16 protein-coding genes are annotated in these 17,955 nt (G+C 63.4%); 14 read left to right on the forward strand and 2 right to left on the reverse strand.

The features are described 5' to 3' along the window. Positions 1 to 4: 4 nt before the first annotated feature. The 14 genes from PSH76_RS09735 (at position 5) to PSH76_RS09800 (ending at position 14,487) form a co-directional block, all read left to right on the forward strand. Entirely contained in the window at positions 5 to 430 is a 426-nt protein-coding gene (locus PSH76_RS09735) for a type II secretion system protein (RefSeq protein WP_305493977.1), read from the forward strand. Continuing rightward, entirely contained in the window at positions 427 to 759 is a 333-nt protein-coding gene (locus PSH76_RS09740; protein WP_278914870.1) for a type II secretion system protein, read from the forward strand. Before PSH76_RS09735 ends, PSH76_RS09740 begins: the two co-directional genes overlap by 4 nt. Beyond that, complete coding sequence (locus PSH76_RS09745) at positions 756 to 1,364, forward strand: prepilin-type N-terminal cleavage/methylation domain-containing protein (RefSeq protein ID WP_032896321.1); 609 nt, start codon at positions 756 to 758, stop codon at positions 1,362 to 1,364. The genes PSH76_RS09740 and PSH76_RS09745 overlap by 4 nt, the downstream gene beginning before the upstream one ends. Continuing rightward, complete coding sequence (locus PSH76_RS09750; RefSeq protein ID WP_278914868.1) at positions 1,361 to 2,062, forward strand: general secretion pathway protein GspK; 702 nt, start codon at positions 1,361 to 1,363, stop codon at positions 2,060 to 2,062. Before PSH76_RS09745 ends, PSH76_RS09750 begins: the two co-directional genes overlap by 4 nt. Then, complete coding sequence (locus tag PSH76_RS09755) at positions 2,059 to 3,051, forward strand: PilN domain-containing protein (RefSeq protein ID WP_278914867.1); 993 nt, start codon at positions 2,059 to 2,061, stop codon at positions 3,049 to 3,051. Before PSH76_RS09750 ends, PSH76_RS09755 begins: the two co-directional genes overlap by 4 nt. Further along, positions 3,026 to 3,628, forward strand: coding sequence for a type II secretion system protein GspM (gene gspM / locus PSH76_RS09760; protein WP_278914866.1), 603 nt, complete (start codon positions 3,026 to 3,028; stop codon positions 3,626 to 3,628). Before PSH76_RS09755 ends, gspM begins: the two co-directional genes overlap by 26 nt. Continuing rightward, entirely contained in the window at positions 3,625 to 4,125 is a 501-nt protein-coding gene (locus PSH76_RS09765; RefSeq protein WP_305493978.1) for a hypothetical protein, read from the forward strand. Before gspM ends, PSH76_RS09765 begins: the two co-directional genes overlap by 4 nt. Before the next feature lie 5 nt (positions 4,126 to 4,130). Beyond that, complete coding sequence (gspD, locus tag PSH76_RS09770) at positions 4,131 to 6,257, forward strand: type II secretion system secretin GspD (RefSeq protein WP_305494448.1); 2,127 nt, start codon at positions 4,131 to 4,133, stop codon at positions 6,255 to 6,257. A 1,107-nt stretch (positions 6,258 to 7,364) separates the two neighbouring features. After that, positions 7,365 to 9,758, forward strand: coding sequence for a TonB-dependent siderophore receptor (locus PSH76_RS09775; protein WP_305493979.1), 2,394 nt, complete (start codon positions 7,365 to 7,367; stop codon positions 9,756 to 9,758). Between the two features lie 19 nt (positions 9,759 to 9,777). Further along, entirely contained in the window at positions 9,778 to 10,749 is a 972-nt protein-coding gene (locus PSH76_RS09780) for an amino acid ABC transporter permease (RefSeq protein WP_305493980.1), read from the forward strand. After that, entirely contained in the window at positions 10,742 to 11,515 is a 774-nt protein-coding gene (locus PSH76_RS09785; RefSeq protein WP_305493981.1) for an amino acid ABC transporter ATP-binding protein, read from the forward strand. The genes PSH76_RS09780 and PSH76_RS09785 overlap by 8 nt, the downstream gene beginning before the upstream one ends. Positions 11,516 to 11,533: 18 nt before the next feature. Next, positions 11,534 to 12,457, forward strand: a complete 924-nt coding sequence (locus PSH76_RS09790) for an ABC transporter substrate-binding protein (RefSeq protein ID WP_305493982.1) — start codon at positions 11,534 to 11,536, stop codon at positions 12,455 to 12,457. A 12-nt stretch (positions 12,458 to 12,469) separates the two neighbouring features. Beyond that, positions 12,470 to 14,053, forward strand: a complete 1,584-nt coding sequence (locus tag PSH76_RS09795; RefSeq protein WP_305493983.1) for an FAD-dependent oxidoreductase — start codon at positions 12,470 to 12,472, stop codon at positions 14,051 to 14,053. Between the two features lie 11 nt (positions 14,054 to 14,064). Then, entirely contained in the window at positions 14,065 to 14,487 is a 423-nt protein-coding gene (locus PSH76_RS09800; protein ID WP_305493984.1) for a RidA family protein, read from the forward strand. A gap of 42 nt (positions 14,488 to 14,529) precedes the next feature. Here the strand turns inward: PSH76_RS09800 and PSH76_RS09805 are convergent, their stop codons facing one another. Continuing rightward, positions 14,530 to 15,366 (reverse strand): 5'-nucleotidase, lipoprotein e(P4) family, encoded by an 837-nt coding sequence (locus PSH76_RS09805; RefSeq protein WP_305493985.1) that lies wholly within the window; start codon positions 15,364 to 15,366, stop codon positions 14,530 to 14,532. Positions 15,367 to 15,425: 59 nt separating this feature from the next. Beyond that, a complete protein-coding gene (locus PSH76_RS09810; RefSeq protein WP_003192449.1) occupies positions 15,426 to 17,936 on the reverse strand; it encodes a fimbria/pilus outer membrane usher protein in 2,511 nt (836 codons plus the stop codon). Positions 17,937 to 17,955: the final 19 nt, after the last annotated feature.

The raw sequence follows: 17,955 nt of genomic DNA on the forward strand, positions 1-17,955 counted from the left end.
GCCCATGGCCCAGCGAGGCTTTACCCTGCTGGAGATGCTGGTGGTCATTCTATTGATCGGCATTGCGGCGGGGGTGTTGGGGCTGGGTGTACGACAAGGGTTGCAGGTGGCCAAGGAGCGGCGGGTGGTCGCGCAGATGGTCGAGGCCCTGCGCGCTACGCGCGCGAGCGCGATCGTCAGCGGCCAGGCGGCGCACACTCAATTTGACCTCCAGGGCCGCACGTTCCAGGCGCCAGGGCGTGCGTCACAGCAGTGGCCGGCGCAGGTGCAGGTGACCTTGCACAGTGCCGAGCAGGCCGGGGCCGCCGTGGTGTTCTATCCCGACGGCAGTTCCACCGGCGGTAACCTGCTGCTGGCCAACGGTAGCCGGCGTTGGCGCATCGACATCGGCTGGCTCACCGGCAGTGTGCAATCCAAGGCGCTGCCATGAAGCACCAGGCCGGTTTCACCTTGCTGGAAATGCTCGCCGCCCTGACGTTGATGGCGGTGTGCAGCAGCGTGTTGCTGGTTGCCTTCGGCCAGAGCGCGCGTTCGTTGTCCCAGGTGGCCCACAGCGACCGCCTCACCCATGCCGCGCTTACGCTGCTGGACCAGGAAGCTGCCGGCCCGCTGATTGAAGGAACCCGCCAAGGCCAACTCGACGGCATCCATTGGCAACTGACCAGCACCCGCCAACAGCCGCACCTGTTTCGTGTGGACCTGAACGTGCGTGAAGGCGTGCATCAGGCGCACTTCAGCACCTTGAAGGCGCGCCTGTGAAGCGCCGTGAGCAGGGCTTCACGTTGCTGGAAGTGCTCGTGGTGCTCAGCTTGCTGTCGGTGTTGTTGCTGCTGGTGAGCGCAGCGTTGCTGGGGGCCAATCGAGCGGTGGCCAAGGCCCAGGCCTACACCGCCAGCCTGGATGAAATGCGCGCCGCCCAACAGTTTTTGCGCACCTCGATCAGCGAGGCGCTGCCGTTAAAGCTCACTGACGACGACAGCCAGGCCGAGGGTTTCTTGATCGGCACGCCGGAGCGGCTGCAGTTTGTGGCGACCTTGCCCGGTGTGCTGGGCGGCGGTATCCAGCGCTTTACCCTGCAACGGGTCGGGCAGGACCTGCAGGTGGCTTTTTCACAGAGGGCCTCCCACGCCAACGCGCAACGCGATGAGCCGCAGGTGCTTTTGCATAATGTCGAGGCGCTGAAATTCAGTTATCGCGGTGTCTCGCCACTGGGCCAGCCCACCGACTGGTTGAGCCCGTGGCCCTGGCTCCGGCGCCTGCCCACCGCGGTGCGTATCGATGCCACCGTCGACGGGCCGGTGCCGTGGGTTACCCAGGTGGTTGCGCTGCGCCTGAACCTGTCCAGCGCGAGCAGCGAAGAATGAAGCGCCAACGCGGCGCGGCCCTGTTGCTGGTGCTGTGGGTGCTGGCCTTGCTCAGCGTATTGCTGGGTGGCCTGGCCGGGTGGGTGCAACTGCAAAGTCGCCAGGCGCTGTGGCTGCGCCAGCACACCCAGACACTGTTGGCCGCCCAGGCCGGCATCGCTCAGGTCATGGCGCAAGGGCAGTGGGTGGCGGACGGGCGTTCTATTGCGCTGACCTTCGACGATGCGCGCTTGCAGGTCAGTGTGCGCAGTGAGCGCGGCAAGCTGTACCTGGTCAACGCCGCTTTCCAAGACCTCACGCGCCTGGCCCTGGCCTGCGGCGCTACAGCGGCCCAGGCCCAGCAGTTGGCCAAGGCCCTTGAGACTCGCCGCCATCAGGGCCTGGCGCCGTTTCGGGTGCTGGAGGAGGTGCGTCAACTCCCCGGTATGACCCAGGCGCTCTACAGCCAATTGCTGCCAGAAATCACCTTGTGGAGCGACCTCGACCGGCCTGCTCCGGCATTCGCAAGTCCCCTGATGCGCAAGGCGTTGAACCTGCCACGCCAGGACGCCGAGGGCGTCGACCCCGGCCAGGTGGTGGAAATCGACAGCCGCGCCGAGCGCCCCGGCGGCTATCAGGCACGCCTGCGACTGACCCTTTTATTGAGCCCTGCGGAGGACAGCGCACAGCCCTACCGGGTAGTGCGGTGGCAAGAATGATTCAACTCGAACCGATTGCCCGCTATTGGCGCGGCAGCCTGCTGCAACAAGGCTGGCGCCTGTGGCTTACGGAGTTACGCGGCTGTGTGCCGAAGTGGCTGGCGTTCCAGGAACCGCCTGAGCACATTCATCACTGGCCGCTGACGGCGCCGGTGGTGCCAGGCAATGTGCGCCAGGTGCTGATGCTTGCCACCGACGCCGTGTTGCAGCAAAGCGTGCAACTGCCTCTGGCCGCTGCACGCAACCTCATGGAGGTGGTTGGCTATGAACTGGACCGCTACACCCCGTTTGACGCCGAGCAGCTCTACTTCGTCGCCCGTCAGGAGCGGCGCACGCCTAGCCATCTTGAGGTGAGGGTGGTGGCGATCCTGCGCGAGCGCCTGGACCAAATCCTCACCGACTGCGCCGCCCTCGGCCTGTACCCGCACCGCGTGGATGTAGCGGGCCTGGGCATTGATCTGCTGCCCGCGCCGTTGCGCTCGCGCTCGCGTTCTGCCGGCAAGCAATTGCAGCGCAGCCTGCCGTGGTTGTGTGGCGCGTTGCTGATCGCGGCGATGCTGCTGTGGCTCAACGACCGCCAGCGCGTACTCGACAACATGCACGCCACTGTCCAACAGCAAAAAGCCGAGGTCGCCCAGGTGCACGCCCTGCGCCAGCAACTGCTCAACACCCGTGGTGCGGCGCAGTACCTGTCCCAGCGTAAACGGGCGCAACCGCCCCTGGCCGCGCTGCTGAATGACTTGACCCGTTGCCTGCCCGCCGATACCTGGCTCGACCAATTGGACGTCAAGGACGGCGAGGTGAGTTTCTCCGGCCAGAGCGCCAAGGCCAGTGGCCTGATCAGCCGCATCAAAGGCTGCCAGCGCTTGGACAACGCACAGTTCGAGGGGGTGATCCAACCCGACGCACGCACCGGCAAAGACCAGTTTGCCTTGCGTGCCCACTTACGCCAGGAGGCCGCCGATGCGCCGACCCCTCACACCCCGTGAACGCCGCGGCGCCGCCTTGTTGACCCTGGCTTTGGTGCTCGGCGCGGCCTATTGGCTGTTGATCGACAGCTGGTTCGCCGGGCCACTGCGGGCCATGGGCGAACAGGCCGAACAGTTGCGTGAACAGCAGCAGCGCTATGCCAGCGTCATACGCCAGGGCGATGCCTTGCGCGAACAGCTGGCGCAAGCACAGCAAGACCCGGCCAGCAGCGCCAGCCTGTTGCCGGGGGACGACCCGGACGTGGTCGCCGCCGACCTGATGCAGCGTCTTGCCGACCTGATCAACAGCCACGGCAACCTCGGCGGCGGCTGCAACCTCACCCAGCGCAAGCCGATCACGCCCGAACAGGACGACAGCGAGCCCTATCGTCAGGTCAAGGTCAGCCTCACGCTCAATTGCGCCATCGAACCGCTGACCGCAATCCTGCATGGGCTGGAATATCAGCCGCCTTTTTTGTTCGTCGATGAGTTGCATATTCGTCGCGACAAACAGGCGCCGGCCAATGGCGGGGCAGGCAAGCTGGCGGTGCAACTGCTGGTGCGCGGCTACCTGCAACCGGCGCGGGTGGCACCATGATCGGCCCCTTGCGTCCTCTTGAATGGGGCTGGCTCGGCGTGGCCGGGCTCTTGGGGCTGTTGATGGCGATGATCCTCAGCAGCATCGGCGATGCCCCGCGGTGGTTACCCGATGCGCCGGTGCACGCGCCACCCTCGTTCCAGCTGCAGGCCGCTCCCACGCCGGCGTTGCAAGACCTTGCCGGCATCTGGCAAGAGCCGCTGTTCAGCCCGGATCGCCGCCCAGACCGGGAGGTGGGTAAAACCCAGGTGGCAAGCCTGGCCAACCTGACCCTCAGCGGCATCATGATCACCGGCAACCTGCAAATGGCCATGCTCAAGCAAGCCGGTGGCCCGACGCTCACGGTGCGCTTGGGCCAGGCGTTGCCCAACGGCTGGCGCCTGGAACACCTGACCCCGCAATACGCCCGTTTTGCCTTGGGCGGGCGCACCCAAACCCTGAGCCTCTACGGTAAGCGGCTACCCCTGATCTCACATCCCCGCGAGTCTCTCCCTTGATCGATATGCGCACTTCGCTGTTTTGCCTGGCTACCGCCGTCTCCCTAGGCGGCTGTGGCTCTTTGCCCGACACCCTCGACCCGGACGACGACCTGCTGCACGAGGCCCTGCAGGGCACCGGCGCACAACGCCCGCCGCTTCAGTCGCCTGTGGTCGAAAGCCCCCCACCTGCCACCCAGGCCCCGCCGCAGCGCCAGTTGATTCGCGGCAATCAAGCGTTCGTGCGGCAGCCCAAGGCGCCTGTAAACGTGCCGGAGCAGGGCGGCGACATCGTGTTCAACTTCGCCGGCCAGCCCATCGAGGCCGTGATCAACAGCGTGATGGGCGACCTGCTGCACGAGAACTACAGCATCGCCGAGGGCGTGAAAGGTACTGTCAGCTTCTCCACTTCCAAACCCGTGGACAAACAGCAGGCGCTGTCGATTCTCGAAACCCTGCTGTCCTGGACCGACAACGCCATGATCAAACAGGGCAACCGCTATGTGATCCTGCCGGCCAACCAGGCAGTGGCGGGCAAGTTGGTGCCGCAGATGCGCGTGGAGCAACCGGCCAGCGGCCTCTCGGCACGTCTGTTTTCACTGCGCTATATCTCGGCCACCGAGATGCAGAAACTGCTCAAACCCTTCGCCCGTGAAAACGCTTTTTTGTTGGTGGACCCGGCACGCAATGTCCTGAGCCTGGCCGGCACGCCTGAAGAACTGGCCAACTACCAGGACACCATCGACACCTTCGATGTGGACTGGCTCAAGGGCATGTCGGTGGCGGTGTTCGGCCTGCAACGCGCCTCGGTGGCCGAGCTGATGCCCGAGCTGCAAGCCATGTTCGGCGCGGACAGTGGCACACCCCTGGCCGGCATGCTGCGGTTCTTGCCGGTGGAGCGCACCAACTCGGTGGTGGCGATTTCTTCCCAGCCCCAGTACCTCAGCGAAGTGGGCGACTGGATCCGCACCATCGACGAGGGCGGCGGCAACGAGCCGCAGATGTATGTGTACGACGTGCGCAATATGAAGGCCGCTGATCTGGCCAAGTACCTGCGGCAGATCTACGGTAATGGCGCGATCAAGGATGACGCCCCGGCGAAGGTCGCGCCGGGCTTGCGTACCACCACCTTGTCCTCGTCCACCAGTGCCGGTTTGCAGGCCAACGCGCCCGTGCCCGCAGCCGAAGAGCCTGAAGCCGAGCCTGCCGAAAACACCCCGGCATCGCCCACGAGCGACCTCGAAGCCGGCACGCGCATCACCGCGCAAAAGAGCAGCAACCAACTGCTGGTGCGCACCCGCCCGGCGCAATGGAAAGAGATCGAAGCGGCGATCAAACGCCTCGACAACCCACCGCTGCAAGTGCAGATCGAAACTCGCATCCTGGAGGTCAAGCTCACCGGCGAACTGGACCTGGGCGTGCAGTGGTACCTGGGCCGCCTGGCCGGTAATTCCACCAGCACCACGGTGGCCAACGCCTCCGGCAGCCAAGGCGCCCTGGGCGGTGGCGGGGCAGGGCTGGGCGCGGCAGACTCCTTGTTCTATTCCTTCGTCAGTTCCAACCTGCAAGTGGCCCTGCACGCCCTGGAAACCAACGGGCGCACCCAGGTGCTGTCGGCGCCATCGCTGGTGGTGATGAACAACCAGCCGGCGCAGATCCAGGTGGGGGACAACATTCCCATCAGCCAGACCACCGTCAATACCGGCGACGCCGACACCACCTTGAGCAGCGTCGAATATGTGCAGACGGGGGTGATTCTGGATGTGGTGCCGCGCATCAATCCGGGCGGGCTGGTGTACATGGATATCCAGCAACAGGTCAGTGATGCCCAGAACCCGACGGGGAGCAGTGAGACGCCGGTGAACCCACGCATCTCCACGCGTTCGGTGTCGACCCAGGTGGCGGTGCAGAGTGGGCAGACAGTGTTGCTCGGTGGGTTGATCAAGCAGGACAACACTGAGAGTGTCAGCGCCGTGCCGTACCTGGGGATGATTCCGGGGTTGCGCTGGTTGTTTGGCAATACCGGCAAGTCCAAGGACCGCACGGAGCTGATTGTGCTGATTACGCCGAGGGTGATTACCAGTAGCAGTCAGGCGCGGCAGGTGACGGATGATTATCGCCAGCAGATGCAGCTGTTGCGACCGGCTCAGTGATCCGGGCTGTACCGAGTACCAATGTGGGAGGGGTCTCGCTCCCGATGGTGGCCTGATACCCCGCAATCAAAAATGTGGGAGCTGGCTTGCCTGCGATGGCGGCCTACTAGCCGACGCCTATCAACCTGACACCCCGCAATCAAACTGTGGGAGCTGGCTTGCCTGCGATGACGGCGTGCCAGCCGGCACTTCCCTACCTGACCCCCCACAATCCAATTGTGGGAGCTGGCTTGCCTGCGATGACGGCGTGCCAGCCGGCACTTCCCTACCTGACCCCCCACAATCCAATTGTGGGAGCTGGCTTGCCTGCGATGGCGGCCTATCAGCCGACACTTCTCTACCTGACACCCCACAATCCATTGCTGCGGTAACGGCCACTTGGGGTTCCGCCCTGACGGCGGCTCACTTTTGAGAAGCGCAAAAGTAAGCAAAACGCTCTTGCCCCACCACTCGGCACCTCGCTTAGGCTCGGTGTGCCCGAACACAGTCTTGAATCCGTGGGCCGCCGCCACGCGCCATCCATGGCGCGGGGCGGCTAACCCGGCGTCCTGCCGGGTTAGCCACGAATTCAAGCCTGCGTTCGGCCAGCGTGGTTTAACGGGGCGCCTGAGATCAAGATCAAGAGCAGATCAAGAGCGGCTCGCTTCGCATCGTAGTTACCGTTGCGGGGGGGGGCGTGTCAGTAAATGCATTTTGGCTGGTCCACTGTCATCGGTAGTACGCCCCCTCCTACATTTTGAGCGTTTTGCGCGCTCATATGAAAAATCATTTTTATGAATAATTATTTTTAAAAATAATGAAAGTAGAGAATATTAGCTTATGCCCAAATAGCATTATATTTTTAAAATCCATTCCGTTATGTTTGATCCCAACAGCCTACCCCTGACCTCGGATGGTACCCAGCGTGATTCAGATTCTGCGCGCCTGACCGGGTAATCCTCCCGCCGCCGCAGAGTCGTTGGACGGGAGCTCAACGTATGTTGCCACTTCAAACCCCTCGCTTACCCCACACCTAGCCCACGCCGTATCGCCCCTTTGAACATCGGCTCCGCCGCGCCCGGCGCGTGCCTGCTCGACTTTGCGATTTGGAAAAAGCTGGGAATGGATATGAAGCACATTCTGCAACCTACTGCTGCCCTGACCCTGTCGCTGTTCGCCGCAGCTTCACAGGCCCAGGAAGACAGCACTTTGTCTACGGTCGTTGTGACCGGCAACCGTGGCGCCGAGCAGCGCACGGTCACCAGCAGCCCGGTGCCGATTGACGTGGTCAGCGCCCGGCAATTGCAAAACACCGGCAAGCCCGGGTTGATGGAGGCGTTGAGCGCGGTGATCCCGTCGCTGACCCTGCCGGAAAAAACCGGTTGGGACGCCAGCGGCATTGCCCGGGCACCGAACCTGCGGGGCTTGAGCGCCGCCGAAGTGTTGGTGCTGGTCAACGGCAAGCGCCGCCACACCAGTGCCACCTTGAATATCAACGGCATCAACACCGGCGCGGCGCCGGCTGACCTGGACCTGATACCCATCAGCGCCATCGACCATGTCGAAGTGCTGCGCGATGGCGCGGCTGCCCAATATGGGTCCGACGCCATCGCCGGGGTGATCAACGTGATCCTCAAGGCCGACACCCGCGGTACCTCGGTGACCAACGCCGGCCTTGGCTACGACGGCAAGAAACAGACCGTGCAGCAAAGCCTCAACAAGGGCTTCGAAATCGGCAACGGCGGCATCGTGCAACTGGCCCTGGATGCGCGCAGCCAGAACGATGACAACAAGGCCAGCGCCAACGGCTACACCTATGAGCAAGCCTATGGCCTGGCGGGCAAGTCCACCTATGGCGGCTACGGCACACCCAAGACCAACCTGCTGACCCTGGGCTACAACGCCGAGTTGCCGATCGACGACAGCCTCAGCCTCTACTCCTTCACCACCTACTCGCGACGCAAGGCCGAGCAGGGGCAGAACTTCCGCCTGCCGACCATCACCAACACCATCACTAGCGGGCCCAACGGTTACCCGGCCGGGTACACCCCCATCTGGTACATCGACGAGGACGACTTCCAGGCGGCGTTCGGTGGCAAGGGCACTGTGGGTGAGTGGGACTGGGACTTGTCTACCACCTACGGGCGCAACGAAGCGGAGCAGGGCACCACCCACAACCAGAACCCTTCCCTGGGCCAAGCCACGCCGAACAGCTTCACCTCCGGCACCTGGATTTCCACCGAGCTGACCACCAACCTGGACTTCAAGCGTGGCTTCGACATCGGACTGCAAAAACCCTTGGACCTGTCCTACGGCTTCGAACATCGGCGCGACACCTACGAGGTGCAAGCCGGCGATTACGCGTCCTATGCCAATGGCGGTTACTGCGTGGCGCCAGGTAACTGCGCATCGTCCGGGGCGCAGGTCACCAATGGTATTTCACCGGACGAAGAAAGCAGCGCCTCGCGCAACAGCCTGGCCGGTTATGTGGACGTGGGGTTCAACCCCTTGCCTAACTGGTACGTCGGCACAGCGGTGCGTTATGAGCATTACAACGAGGGCGTGGGTGCCACCCGCAGCGGCAAGCTGACCACCCGCTACGACTTCACCCCGCAGTTCGCGGTGCGCGCCACGGTGAGCAATGGCTTTCGTGCGCCGTCCCTGGCCAACAGTCTGTTCAGTGCGCGCTCCACCACCTATGGCGTCGTCGATGGGGTGTATCAGTCGATCAACTATGGCGTGCTGCCGGTGGGTTCGGCGGCGGCCCAGGCACTAGGCGCGCAGGAGCTCAAGCCCGAGCGCTCTACCAACTTCAGCCTCGGTTTCACGCTCACACCTACCGACCGCCTGAGCTTCACCGCCGATGCCTACGTGATCAACCTGCGTGACCGCATCACCCTTACCGGCACCTTGCTGGGCCCGCAAGTCACCCAGGTCTTGCAGAACAACGGTATCAACTCCACCTCTGGGGGCCAGTACTTTATCAACGGCGCCGACACTCGCACCAAAGGCCTGGATCTGGTCAGCAGCTACAACCAGGACCTGGGCGCGTTCGGCGCGCTGAAGTGGACCGCCGCGTTCAACTGGAACCAGACCAAAATCCTCAACTACAGGGCATCCACCGACATCCTCGGCACCTCCTACGACCTGATGGACCGCCAGGCACGCAACCTGATCACCGGCGTGCAACCCAACACCAAGCTGATCCTGGGCGGTGACTGGCGCATCGAACGCTTCAATCTCAACCTGGCCCTGACCCGCTACGGCTCGTACAAGGAAGTGAACTCATCGGCCAATCGTGACCTGGACCGGGTCTACAACGCCCGCTGGATCACCGACCTCGACCTTGGTTACAGCCTTACCAAAGACCTGAACATCGCCATCGGCGCCAAGAACCTGTTCGACCTCTATCCCAAGAAACAAGGGGTGCCGAGCAGCACCATGGTCGCCAGCTACGGCACCTATTCGCCCTACGGTTTTACCGGCGGGTATTACTACACCCGGCTGACTTACGCCTTCTGAGGCCTGCGAGGAAAAGAACATGCCCATTGTTGCCAAACCCTATGACCTGCTGGATGAAGTCAGCGCCCAACCGCTGCGCAAGCGCCGTGCCGCCACGCCGATCAAGGCGTTGCGCGTGGTGCCGGCCCGGCACCCCTGGCGCTGGGCCGGGTCGATTTTCGCCGCGCTGGTATTACTCGGCATTGTGCACTCCCTGGCCACCAACCCGCGCTGGGAATGGGGGGTGTTCGGCCAGTGGTTTTTTTCGCCCTCGGTGCTGCGCGGGCTGGGCCAGACGTTGCTGCTGACGCTGCTGAGCACAGTGTTCAGCATCCTGCTGGGCACCGCGCTGGCCCTGGCGCGGCTGTCGGGTTCGCCGTTGCTGGCGGCGTTGGCCTGGGGCTATATCTGGTTCTTCCGCTCGATGCCGGCCCTGCTGGTGCTGATCATCCTCTACAACTTTGCCTACCTGTACGACCACATCGTGCTAGGCGTGCCGTTCACCGACCTGGTGTTCGTCGAGTGGTCGACGGTGGATGTGCTCAGCCAATTTACCGTGGCCGTCCTGGGCTTGAGCCTGATGCAGGCGGCCTACGCGGCGGAGATCATTCGCGGTGGGCTGATCGGCGTGGATGCCGGCCAGCATGAAGCCGCGGCGGCCTTGGGGTTGCCGGCCTCTCGACGCATCTTCCGGATCATTTTGCCCCAGGCGCTGCGCTCGATCTTGCCGTCGGGGTTCAACGAAATCATCGGCCTGGTCAAGGGCACCTCGATTGTCTACGTGCTGGCCTTGCCCGAGCTGTTCTACACCGTGCAGGTCATCTACAACCGCACCCAGGCGGTGATCCCGTTGCTCATCGTCGCCACGGTCTGGTACCTGATCATCACCACCGCGCTCACCAGCGCCCAGTACTACGTCGAGCGCCACTTCGCCCGGGGCACCGCGCGGGTGCTGCCACCCACGCCGCTGCAGCGCGTGCGCCGCTGGTTCAAGGAGAAGGCCCATGCCTGAAGCACGCGCCGGGCGCATTCAAATCCAGGGCGTGGGCAAGCGCTTTGGCAACCAGCAGGTACTCGATCACATCGACCTGAGCATTGACCCTGGCAAGGTCACGGTGATCCTCGGGCCGTCCGGCTCGGGCAAGTCCACCTTGCTGCGCACCATCAACCACTTGGAGAAGATCGACAGCGGGCATATCACCATCGACGGTGAATACGTCGGTTATCGGCGCAAAGGCGACCTGCTGTTTGAACTCACCGAACGCGAGATCCTCAAGCGCCGCATCGACGTGGGCTTCGTGTTCCAGAACTTCAACCTGTTTCCCCACCTCACCGCCTGGGAAAACATCGCCGAAGCGCCCCTGGCGCACAAGCGCTGGGGCCGGGCGGAGGCCCGTGACAAGTCCGATGAATTACTCGCCAAGGTCGGCCTGGCGGATAAGGCCGACGCCTACCCGCGCCAGCTCTCCGGTGGCCAACAGCAACGCGTCGCCATCGCCCGGGCCTTGGCGCTCGACCCCAAAGTGCTGCTGTTCGACGAGCCCACCTCAGCCCTCGACCCGGAACTGGTGGGCGAGGTGCTGGACGTGATCAAGGGCTTGACCCAACTGGGCGTGACCCTGGTGATCGTCACCCATGAGATCGGCTTTGCCCGCGAAGTGGCCGACCACGTGGTGTTCCTCTGCGACGGTCAACTGATCGAAGAAGGCCCGCCTGAACAGGTTTTTCGCCAACCCCGACATCCCCGCACCCAGGCCTTTCTCGGCAAAGTGCTTTAGTTCAAGGAGTGACTGCCCATGTTTATCACTACTGCCCGTGTCGCCCTGTTGGCAATTGCCGGGGCCACGGCCCACAGCGCATTCGCCGTGCAACCGGTGGACCTCAGCCCCGACCGCCCGCGCATCCATGCGCCACGCAATGAAGCCGCCATCGCGCAGATCCCGCCGGGCTTCAAGTTCGCCCAGCCGGGCAAGTTCACCGTGGCCGTGTCAGGCGTAGCCGGGCCACCGCTGGCGCTGCTGGCCAGTGACGACAAGACCACCATCGGCAGCGAGGCCGACACCGCCCAATTGGTGGCCGACAGCCTTGGCCTGCAACTCAATGTGGTTCAGACCAGCTGGGAAGACTGGCCCCTGGGCGTCAGCTCGGGCAAATACGACGCGGTGATCAGCAACGTCACCGTGACCGAGGCGCGCAAAAAGCGTTTCGACTTCGCCACCTACCGCCAGGATGTGCTCGGGTTTTACGTCAAGAGCACCAGCACGATCACTGAGATCAAGCAGGCGGCGGACATTGCCGGGCTGAAAATCATTGTCGGCTCTGGCACCAATCAGGAAAAAGTCCTGCTGGCCTGGAACGAGGCCAATGAGAAAGCCGGCCTCAAACCTGCGCTGTTGCAGTACTTCGACGACCAGGCTGCGGCGCAACTGGCGGTGCAATCGGGACGCAGTGACGCACTGTTCGGGCCGAACTCGGTGTATGCCTATTCGGCGGCGATCACTGGGGGCATCAAACGCGTCGGCACCGTCAACGGTGGCTGGCCGCTGCAGGCGGATATCGCGGTGACCACGCGCAAGGACAACGGCCTGGTCAAACCGATTCACACCGCCCTGCAAGGCGCGATTGCCGGGGGGCAATACGCACAGGTGCTGCAACGTTGGGGCCTGGATGTGGAACGGGTCGACCAGTCGCTGATCAACCCGCCCGGGCTGCCGGATTAAGGAGGCACAGACATGGGACTGACACGACGTGAAGCGCTGTCGAGTATCGCAGCGGTGGGCGGTGAGAAAGCGGTCAAGGATGCACTGGCGGTGTTGGGGCTGGGCCCATCGTCACACCGCCGACCGCAACCGCTGAAACTCAAGGACGGCCTGGGGCAGGGTACCCGTGTACTGGTGCTGGGCGCCGGGATTGCCGGGTTGGTCACTGCGCTGGAGTTGACGCGCGCGGGCTTCAGCGTGCAGGTGCTGGAGGCCCGTGAGCGCGTGGGTGGCCGCACCTGGACCCTGCGTAACGGCGACCGCCTGGACTATAAGGACGGTCGCTCGCAGACGGTGGGGTTTGACCCAGGCCAGTATTTCAACGCCGGGCCGGCACGCATTCCCAGCCAGCACCGCACGATCCTCGACTATTGCAGTGAGCTTGGCGTGCCGTTGGAAGTGCTGGTCAACAGCAGTCATGGTGCCCAGGTGCGACCGGACCTGAGCCAGGCGGCGTTCAGTGTCGGCCAGGCGCTCAACGATACGCGTGGGCATTTATCCGGCTTGTTGGCCAAGGCGGTGCAACGCGATGCTCTTGACGATGTACTGAGTGGCGAAGAGCGCACGCGCCTGCTGGCTTTTTTGCAGGTCTATGGTGACCTGTCCCAGGAGCTGGCCTTTGAGGGCACCCTGCGTTCGGGGCACCTTGAATCCGCCGCTCACCCTGGCGCCTTGCCCGCCCGCCGCAGCCCGTTGACGTTGGAGCGCTTGCTGAACCCGGAACTGTGGGGGGCTTTACTGCACACCGAGTTCCCGGAATTTTCGGCCACCATGTTCCAGCCGGTGGGCGGCATGGACCGTATCACCGAGGCCTTCTACCGACGCGTGCAAGAGCAGGTGCAACTGGGCGCCCAGGTGCGGCAGATCCGCCAGTTGGAGGACGGCGTGGCGGTGACCTACCACGACCAGCGCAGTGGCCGTGATCAGGTGGTGCGTGGCGACTTTTTGGTCTCCACCGTGCCGCTGCCCCTGCTGGCCAAGCTCGATACCGACTTCAGCGCGCCGGTCAAGGCGGCCTTGCTCAGCACCCGCAGCGACCAGGCGACCAAGGTGGCCTGGCAATCCCCGCGCTTTTGGGAGACCGACTACCGTACCTACGGCGGCTTGTCGTGGATCGAGCATCCGGCGCGCCTGCTGTGGTACCCCAGCAACGACCTCAACACCCGCGAAGGCGTGCTGGTGGCCGGTTACGTGACCGGCGAAGGTGCCGACGTGTTTGGCGCCCAACCCCTCGATCAGCAGTACGCTGCTTCCCGGCAAGCCGTGGAGCTGTTGCATCCAGGTTATGCCAGGCATTTGCGCCATCCACTGGCGGTTTCCTGGGAGCAGATCCCCTACAGCGAAGGCCCGTGGTTGCAACGCGAACACTTCCCCGCCCAGGCCCACGCCTTGCTTGAACAGCCCCATGGCCGGGTGTACTTCGCCGGCGACGGCCTGGTGCAAAGCGGCGTAGGCATCTGGCAGGAATCGGCAGCCAACTCGGCGCGCCATGTGGTCGCACAACTGGCCGAGCGCATCACCCAACAACACCAACTCGCGGCGTTGGCCGCATCCTGAGGAGCCTCACCATGAGCGACAGCATCCAACGCACCAGCGTCGGCGAATTCCCCATCTCGCAAACCGTCACCGTGCCGGCCTCGGCCAGCCTGGTGTTTGTCAGCGGCACGCTACCGGACCCCGCCGACCCGAAGGTACCTGGGGTGTATGGCGACACTGAAGTGCAGAGCGTTTCAGTGTTCAACAAACTGCGTCAGATCCTGCGTCAACAAGACCTGGACCTGGGCGACATCGTGCAGTTACGGGTGTTTTTGGTCGGCGCCGAAGAGACCGATGGCAAACTGGATTTTGCCGGGTTGCAGCGCGGTTATACCCAGTTCTTTGGCACGCCCGAACAGCCGAACAAACCGGCGCGCACCGCGTTGCAAGTAGTGGCGCTGCCGTTGCCGGGGGCGTTGGTGGAGGTGGAGGCGATTGCGGCCAGGGCGGTGTGAGTACGCTCTGCGTGGGAACGATCATCATGGCAGGGCTTCACCCTATTCCTGCAACAGCAACGCCCCCTGCTTGAGCCTGCGTTTGTGCGCAAACGGCAAGCTCTCATCGTCACCATACGGCGCGCTATACCAGTTGCCGTAGCTCGGGTTGGGCAGCAGAAACCAACGCTGGCCTAGCCAGTTCACATAGGGTTCGACGGCCTTGCGCTGCGCATCCAGGGTGTTGTGTTCGGCTTGCACGAAATCTCCCAGCGAGTCTCCGGCCATCAACAGCACGCGGGCATGGCTGGCGACCCACTGGCGGCGGCACTGCTTGCCGTAGCCCGCGCTTTCGCAGTGGCCGGTGGGGGTGCTGGCCGCCAGGATCTGTGCGTCGCTCTCAATCGGAAAGCCGCGCAAACGCAGGTTTTCAGCGGTGGCCGCGACCTGGCTGTGTTCACGGTTGGTGAGGTAATACACCTTGATCCCTTTTTGCCTGGCCGCTTGCAGGAACGCCACGGAACCCGGCAGCGCCTGAGCCTTGGCCTGCTCGACCCAGGTATTCCAGCGATCGTAGGAATAGACCTGATTGTTGATGATGTCGCGAGCGTTGAGCGGCACGTTGTCCAACAGGGTCTCGTCGATATCCACGATCACCCCCGGCGGCAGACCGGTCAGCTTGCGCGCAGGCAAAGGCAGTGCGTCCCAGTTGGGGTCGGCCAGCGCTATATCGAGTTGGCGGGTAGCGTTGGCGAAGAGCTGGCGGTAGATCAGCTCGTGTTCGATGGACGTCTGGGTCCAGAGCACTGCATCGAGTTGGTCGTTGGCCGGGGGTGTTTGCTGGCAGCCTGCCAGGGCGGTGGTCAACAGGCAGGCACTGGCAAGGAATAGGTTACGCATGGGCAAATCTCGCAGAGGGTAGGCGCGTGGCCAGCACAGTAGCGCAATCACCCGCACAATCAAGGCGTACACACCAGTGCCTGGCGCTCGTAGTTCAGCGCCTTGTTCTGCGGTGGCAATGTATAGGCGGCACGACAATGCTGCTCACCCCACTTGATGATCAGCGTGCCCTGATCCTCTTCCACCAGCGCCAGGGCATTACCATTGGGATCTGCAATCGCCAACTGCTTGCCATTGGCGTCTTCCAGTGAGGCACCAAACGACAGCGGTTGATGCTGTGCATCAAACAACTCAAACAACACCCGCCGTCCGGTAGTGCCACTGTAATGCGCCACCACGATGGCGCCGCGGCGCGGCACCAGTTGCTGGGTGGCGTTGGTGATTTCCACGTCGCCACCCAGATCGCGAGTGTCCAGGCTGATCCAGTTGACCCGGTAGGGTTGCGCAGTGGGCACCACCGCATAGCCGTTGTAACCGGTTTCCACCCCGCTGTAGCTGCTGATCTTGGCCCCAGAGACGCCTGGTATTTCGGCCAGGGCGAAGGTCTCGCTGACCGTCTGCCCCAGGTTGACGCCACCCGCATGAGCCACCACGGAGCCTGCGAGGTTGAAGTTTTGTGAGTTGTAGCCCTGGCCCTGGCTGTAACCGAGGCTGACGTCTGCCACGGCGGTGCGACTGTTGATGTTCACCGAGCCTGAGTCGCCGCTGGTGTCACTGTGGCCGGCCTGCACCGAATAGAAAGTGTCGCTGGTGTCGGCCACGTAGCCATTGATGCCCGCTTGGGTGGTGGTGTCACCGCGTTGGTGGCTGGTGGTGACAAACGCCCGTGGCGCGCGGGCCTGACTGCCCAGCGGGAAAGACACCGACAGGTTCACCTGCGTGTCGCTGCTCGGCTCGCCCCAGGTGACGATCTGCTTGGTGCGCGTCACGCCAAGGTTGTAGCTCAGATCGCCCCAGTTGCCGGTGTAGCCCGCGGAAAAGCTCTGGGAACCGCCGCGATTCCAGTAGCGTTGGTCGCTGGCGTTCACATACAGGCTGCCAAATTCGCTGTTGCGCCCGAGGCTCTGGTTGATGGTCAGGTCGGTGCGGGTTTTCGAGTGACCGGTGCGTACGCGCAGGTCTTCGCTGCTGTCTTCCACATGGTCGGTGAGGGTGCGATAGCCCTCGGTAGAGTAACGGTAGGCGGCCAGGGTGAAGTTGGTATCGGTGCCGGCAAAGGTCTTGGCGTACAAGGCGCGCACGCTGCTGCCCTGGGACGTACGCCCCTGAGCCTTGCTGGACGAGTGGGTGGTATCCAGGGAGAACGCACCGAAGGCAGTGTTCCTGCCGGCGCCGATCGACAGCGCGCTGTAGTCCTCACTGGCTTGCACACCGACAATCCCACTGAGGTTGCTGGTCAAGCCATAGGCCAGCGTACCGCTGAGAAAGCGCGGGGAGGCCAGGCCATCGGCATTGCTTTTGAACGTGCCCGCCGAGACGCTGTATTTCACCTGGCCTTCGCGCACCATGATCGGCAGGCTGGAGAAAGCCTGCATCGTCACCCGCCGCGTACCGTCGGCTTCGATCACGGTGATTTGCAGGTCACCGTTGGAGCCGCTGGGGTAGATATCGTTGATCTCGAATGGCCCCGGCGCGACGTTGGCGGTATAGAGGATGTAGTCGTTCTGGCGGATTTCCACCGTCGCGTTGGTCTGCGCCACTCCACGGATTACGGGTGCATAGCCGCGCTCGCTGTCGGCGCGCATGCCATCATCCGAGGCGAGCTTGACCCCGCGATAGCGCACGCTGTCGAACAGGTCGGTGTCGGAGAAAATCTCACCGGCGCTGAACTGGCCCTTGATCGCGGTGACGTCATGCTGCAAGTAAGTGCGGTTGCTGGTAAAGGTGTTCGAGCGATCGGTGCCGCCGCTCAGGTTCGACTCGTTGCGCAGGCGCCAGGCCCCCAGGTTGATGCCGTTGCGCAGGCCCAGGTTATTGGCGATGCGGGTCTTGTAGTCGCCGGCGGTGCGGCTGCTGTTGAGCTGGTAGTTGATGAAGGCGGCGGACACACCGTCGTCCCACAACTGTGGGTCGACATACCCGCGCAGGCCGCGCTGCATCGCTACCTGCGGAATACTCGCGAGCAGGCGCAGACGGCTGCTGTCGTAGCGCACGCTGGCGTCTTCGATCATGTCGGCAAGGGCGTAGCAGTCCTGCGGCTGCTGCGGGTCAAGTTTGCCCTCGGCCTGCAATCGGTGCAGGTCGATACCCAGTTGCTTGAGCAGGTCGAGGGTCAGGCAGGCTTCGACGCGGCCGTTTTTAGGGTTGCGCTTGAAGTCGATATCACGCCGGCCCACCAGCACTTCGTTGCTGTACAAATCGACGCGGTAATTGCCCGGCAGCACGCTGTTGGCCGAGAGCAATTGCTGCAGGTCCACCGGCGACTGCGAGCCTTGCAGGAAGGTGGTGTTGAAGGTTTGCGCAGCGTCATCGGCCATGGCCAGGCTGGGCAAGCTGGCAGTAATCGCCAGCGACAGCGTCTTCAACTTCAGTACGCCACGTGCGGGCCTGTTGCTGGAAAGAAAAGACATGCGAAGACCTATGACATCC

The sequence above is a fragment of the Pseudomonas sp. FP215 genome, assembly GCF_030687795.1.
Taxonomy (GTDB): domain Bacteria; phylum Pseudomonadota; class Gammaproteobacteria; order Pseudomonadales; family Pseudomonadaceae; genus Aquipseudomonas; species Aquipseudomonas salmasensis.

What these genes read in the sequence shown, in the direction of transcription:
- PSH76_RS09755 (WP_278914867.1), top strand. Translation starts at nt 2,059, where the DNA reads ATGATTCAACTCGAACCGATTGCCCGCTATTGGCGCGGCAGCCTGCTG.
- PSH76_RS09785 (WP_305493981.1), top strand. Translation starts at nt 10,742, where the DNA reads ATGCCTGAAGCACGCGCCGGGCGCATTCAAATCCAGGGCGTGGGCAAG.
- PSH76_RS09810 (WP_003192449.1), bottom strand. Translation starts at nt 17,936, where the DNA reads ATGTCTTTTCTTTCCAGCAACAGGCCCGCACGTGGCGTACTGAAGTTG.
- PSH76_RS09750 (WP_278914868.1), top strand. Translation starts at nt 1,361, where the DNA reads ATGAAGCGCCAACGCGGCGCGGCCCTGTTGCTGGTGCTGTGGGTGCTG.
- gspD (WP_305494448.1), top strand. Translation starts at nt 4,131, where the DNA reads ATGCGCACTTCGCTGTTTTGCCTGGCTACCGCCGTCTCCCTAGGCGGC.
- PSH76_RS09765 (WP_305493978.1), top strand. Translation starts at nt 3,625, where the DNA reads ATGATCGGCCCCTTGCGTCCTCTTGAATGGGGCTGGCTCGGCGTGGCC.
- PSH76_RS09800 (WP_305493984.1), top strand. Translation starts at nt 14,065, where the DNA reads ATGAGCGACAGCATCCAACGCACCAGCGTCGGCGAATTCCCCATCTCG.
- PSH76_RS09780 (WP_305493980.1), top strand. Translation starts at nt 9,778, where the DNA reads ATGCCCATTGTTGCCAAACCCTATGACCTGCTGGATGAAGTCAGCGCC.
- PSH76_RS09790 (WP_305493982.1), top strand. Translation starts at nt 11,534, where the DNA reads ATGTTTATCACTACTGCCCGTGTCGCCCTGTTGGCAATTGCCGGGGCC.
- PSH76_RS09735 (WP_305493977.1), top strand. Translation starts at nt 5, where the DNA reads ATGGCCCAGCGAGGCTTTACCCTGCTGGAGATGCTGGTGGTCATTCTA.
- PSH76_RS09795 (WP_305493983.1), top strand. Translation starts at nt 12,470, where the DNA reads ATGGGACTGACACGACGTGAAGCGCTGTCGAGTATCGCAGCGGTGGGC.
- PSH76_RS09740 (WP_278914870.1), top strand. Translation starts at nt 427, where the DNA reads ATGAAGCACCAGGCCGGTTTCACCTTGCTGGAAATGCTCGCCGCCCTG.
- PSH76_RS09775 (WP_305493979.1), top strand. Translation starts at nt 7,365, where the DNA reads ATGAAGCACATTCTGCAACCTACTGCTGCCCTGACCCTGTCGCTGTTC.
- PSH76_RS09805 (WP_305493985.1), bottom strand. Translation starts at nt 15,366, where the DNA reads ATGCGTAACCTATTCCTTGCCAGTGCCTGCCTGTTGACCACCGCCCTG.
- gspM (WP_278914866.1), top strand. Translation starts at nt 3,026, where the DNA reads ATGCGCCGACCCCTCACACCCCGTGAACGCCGCGGCGCCGCCTTGTTG.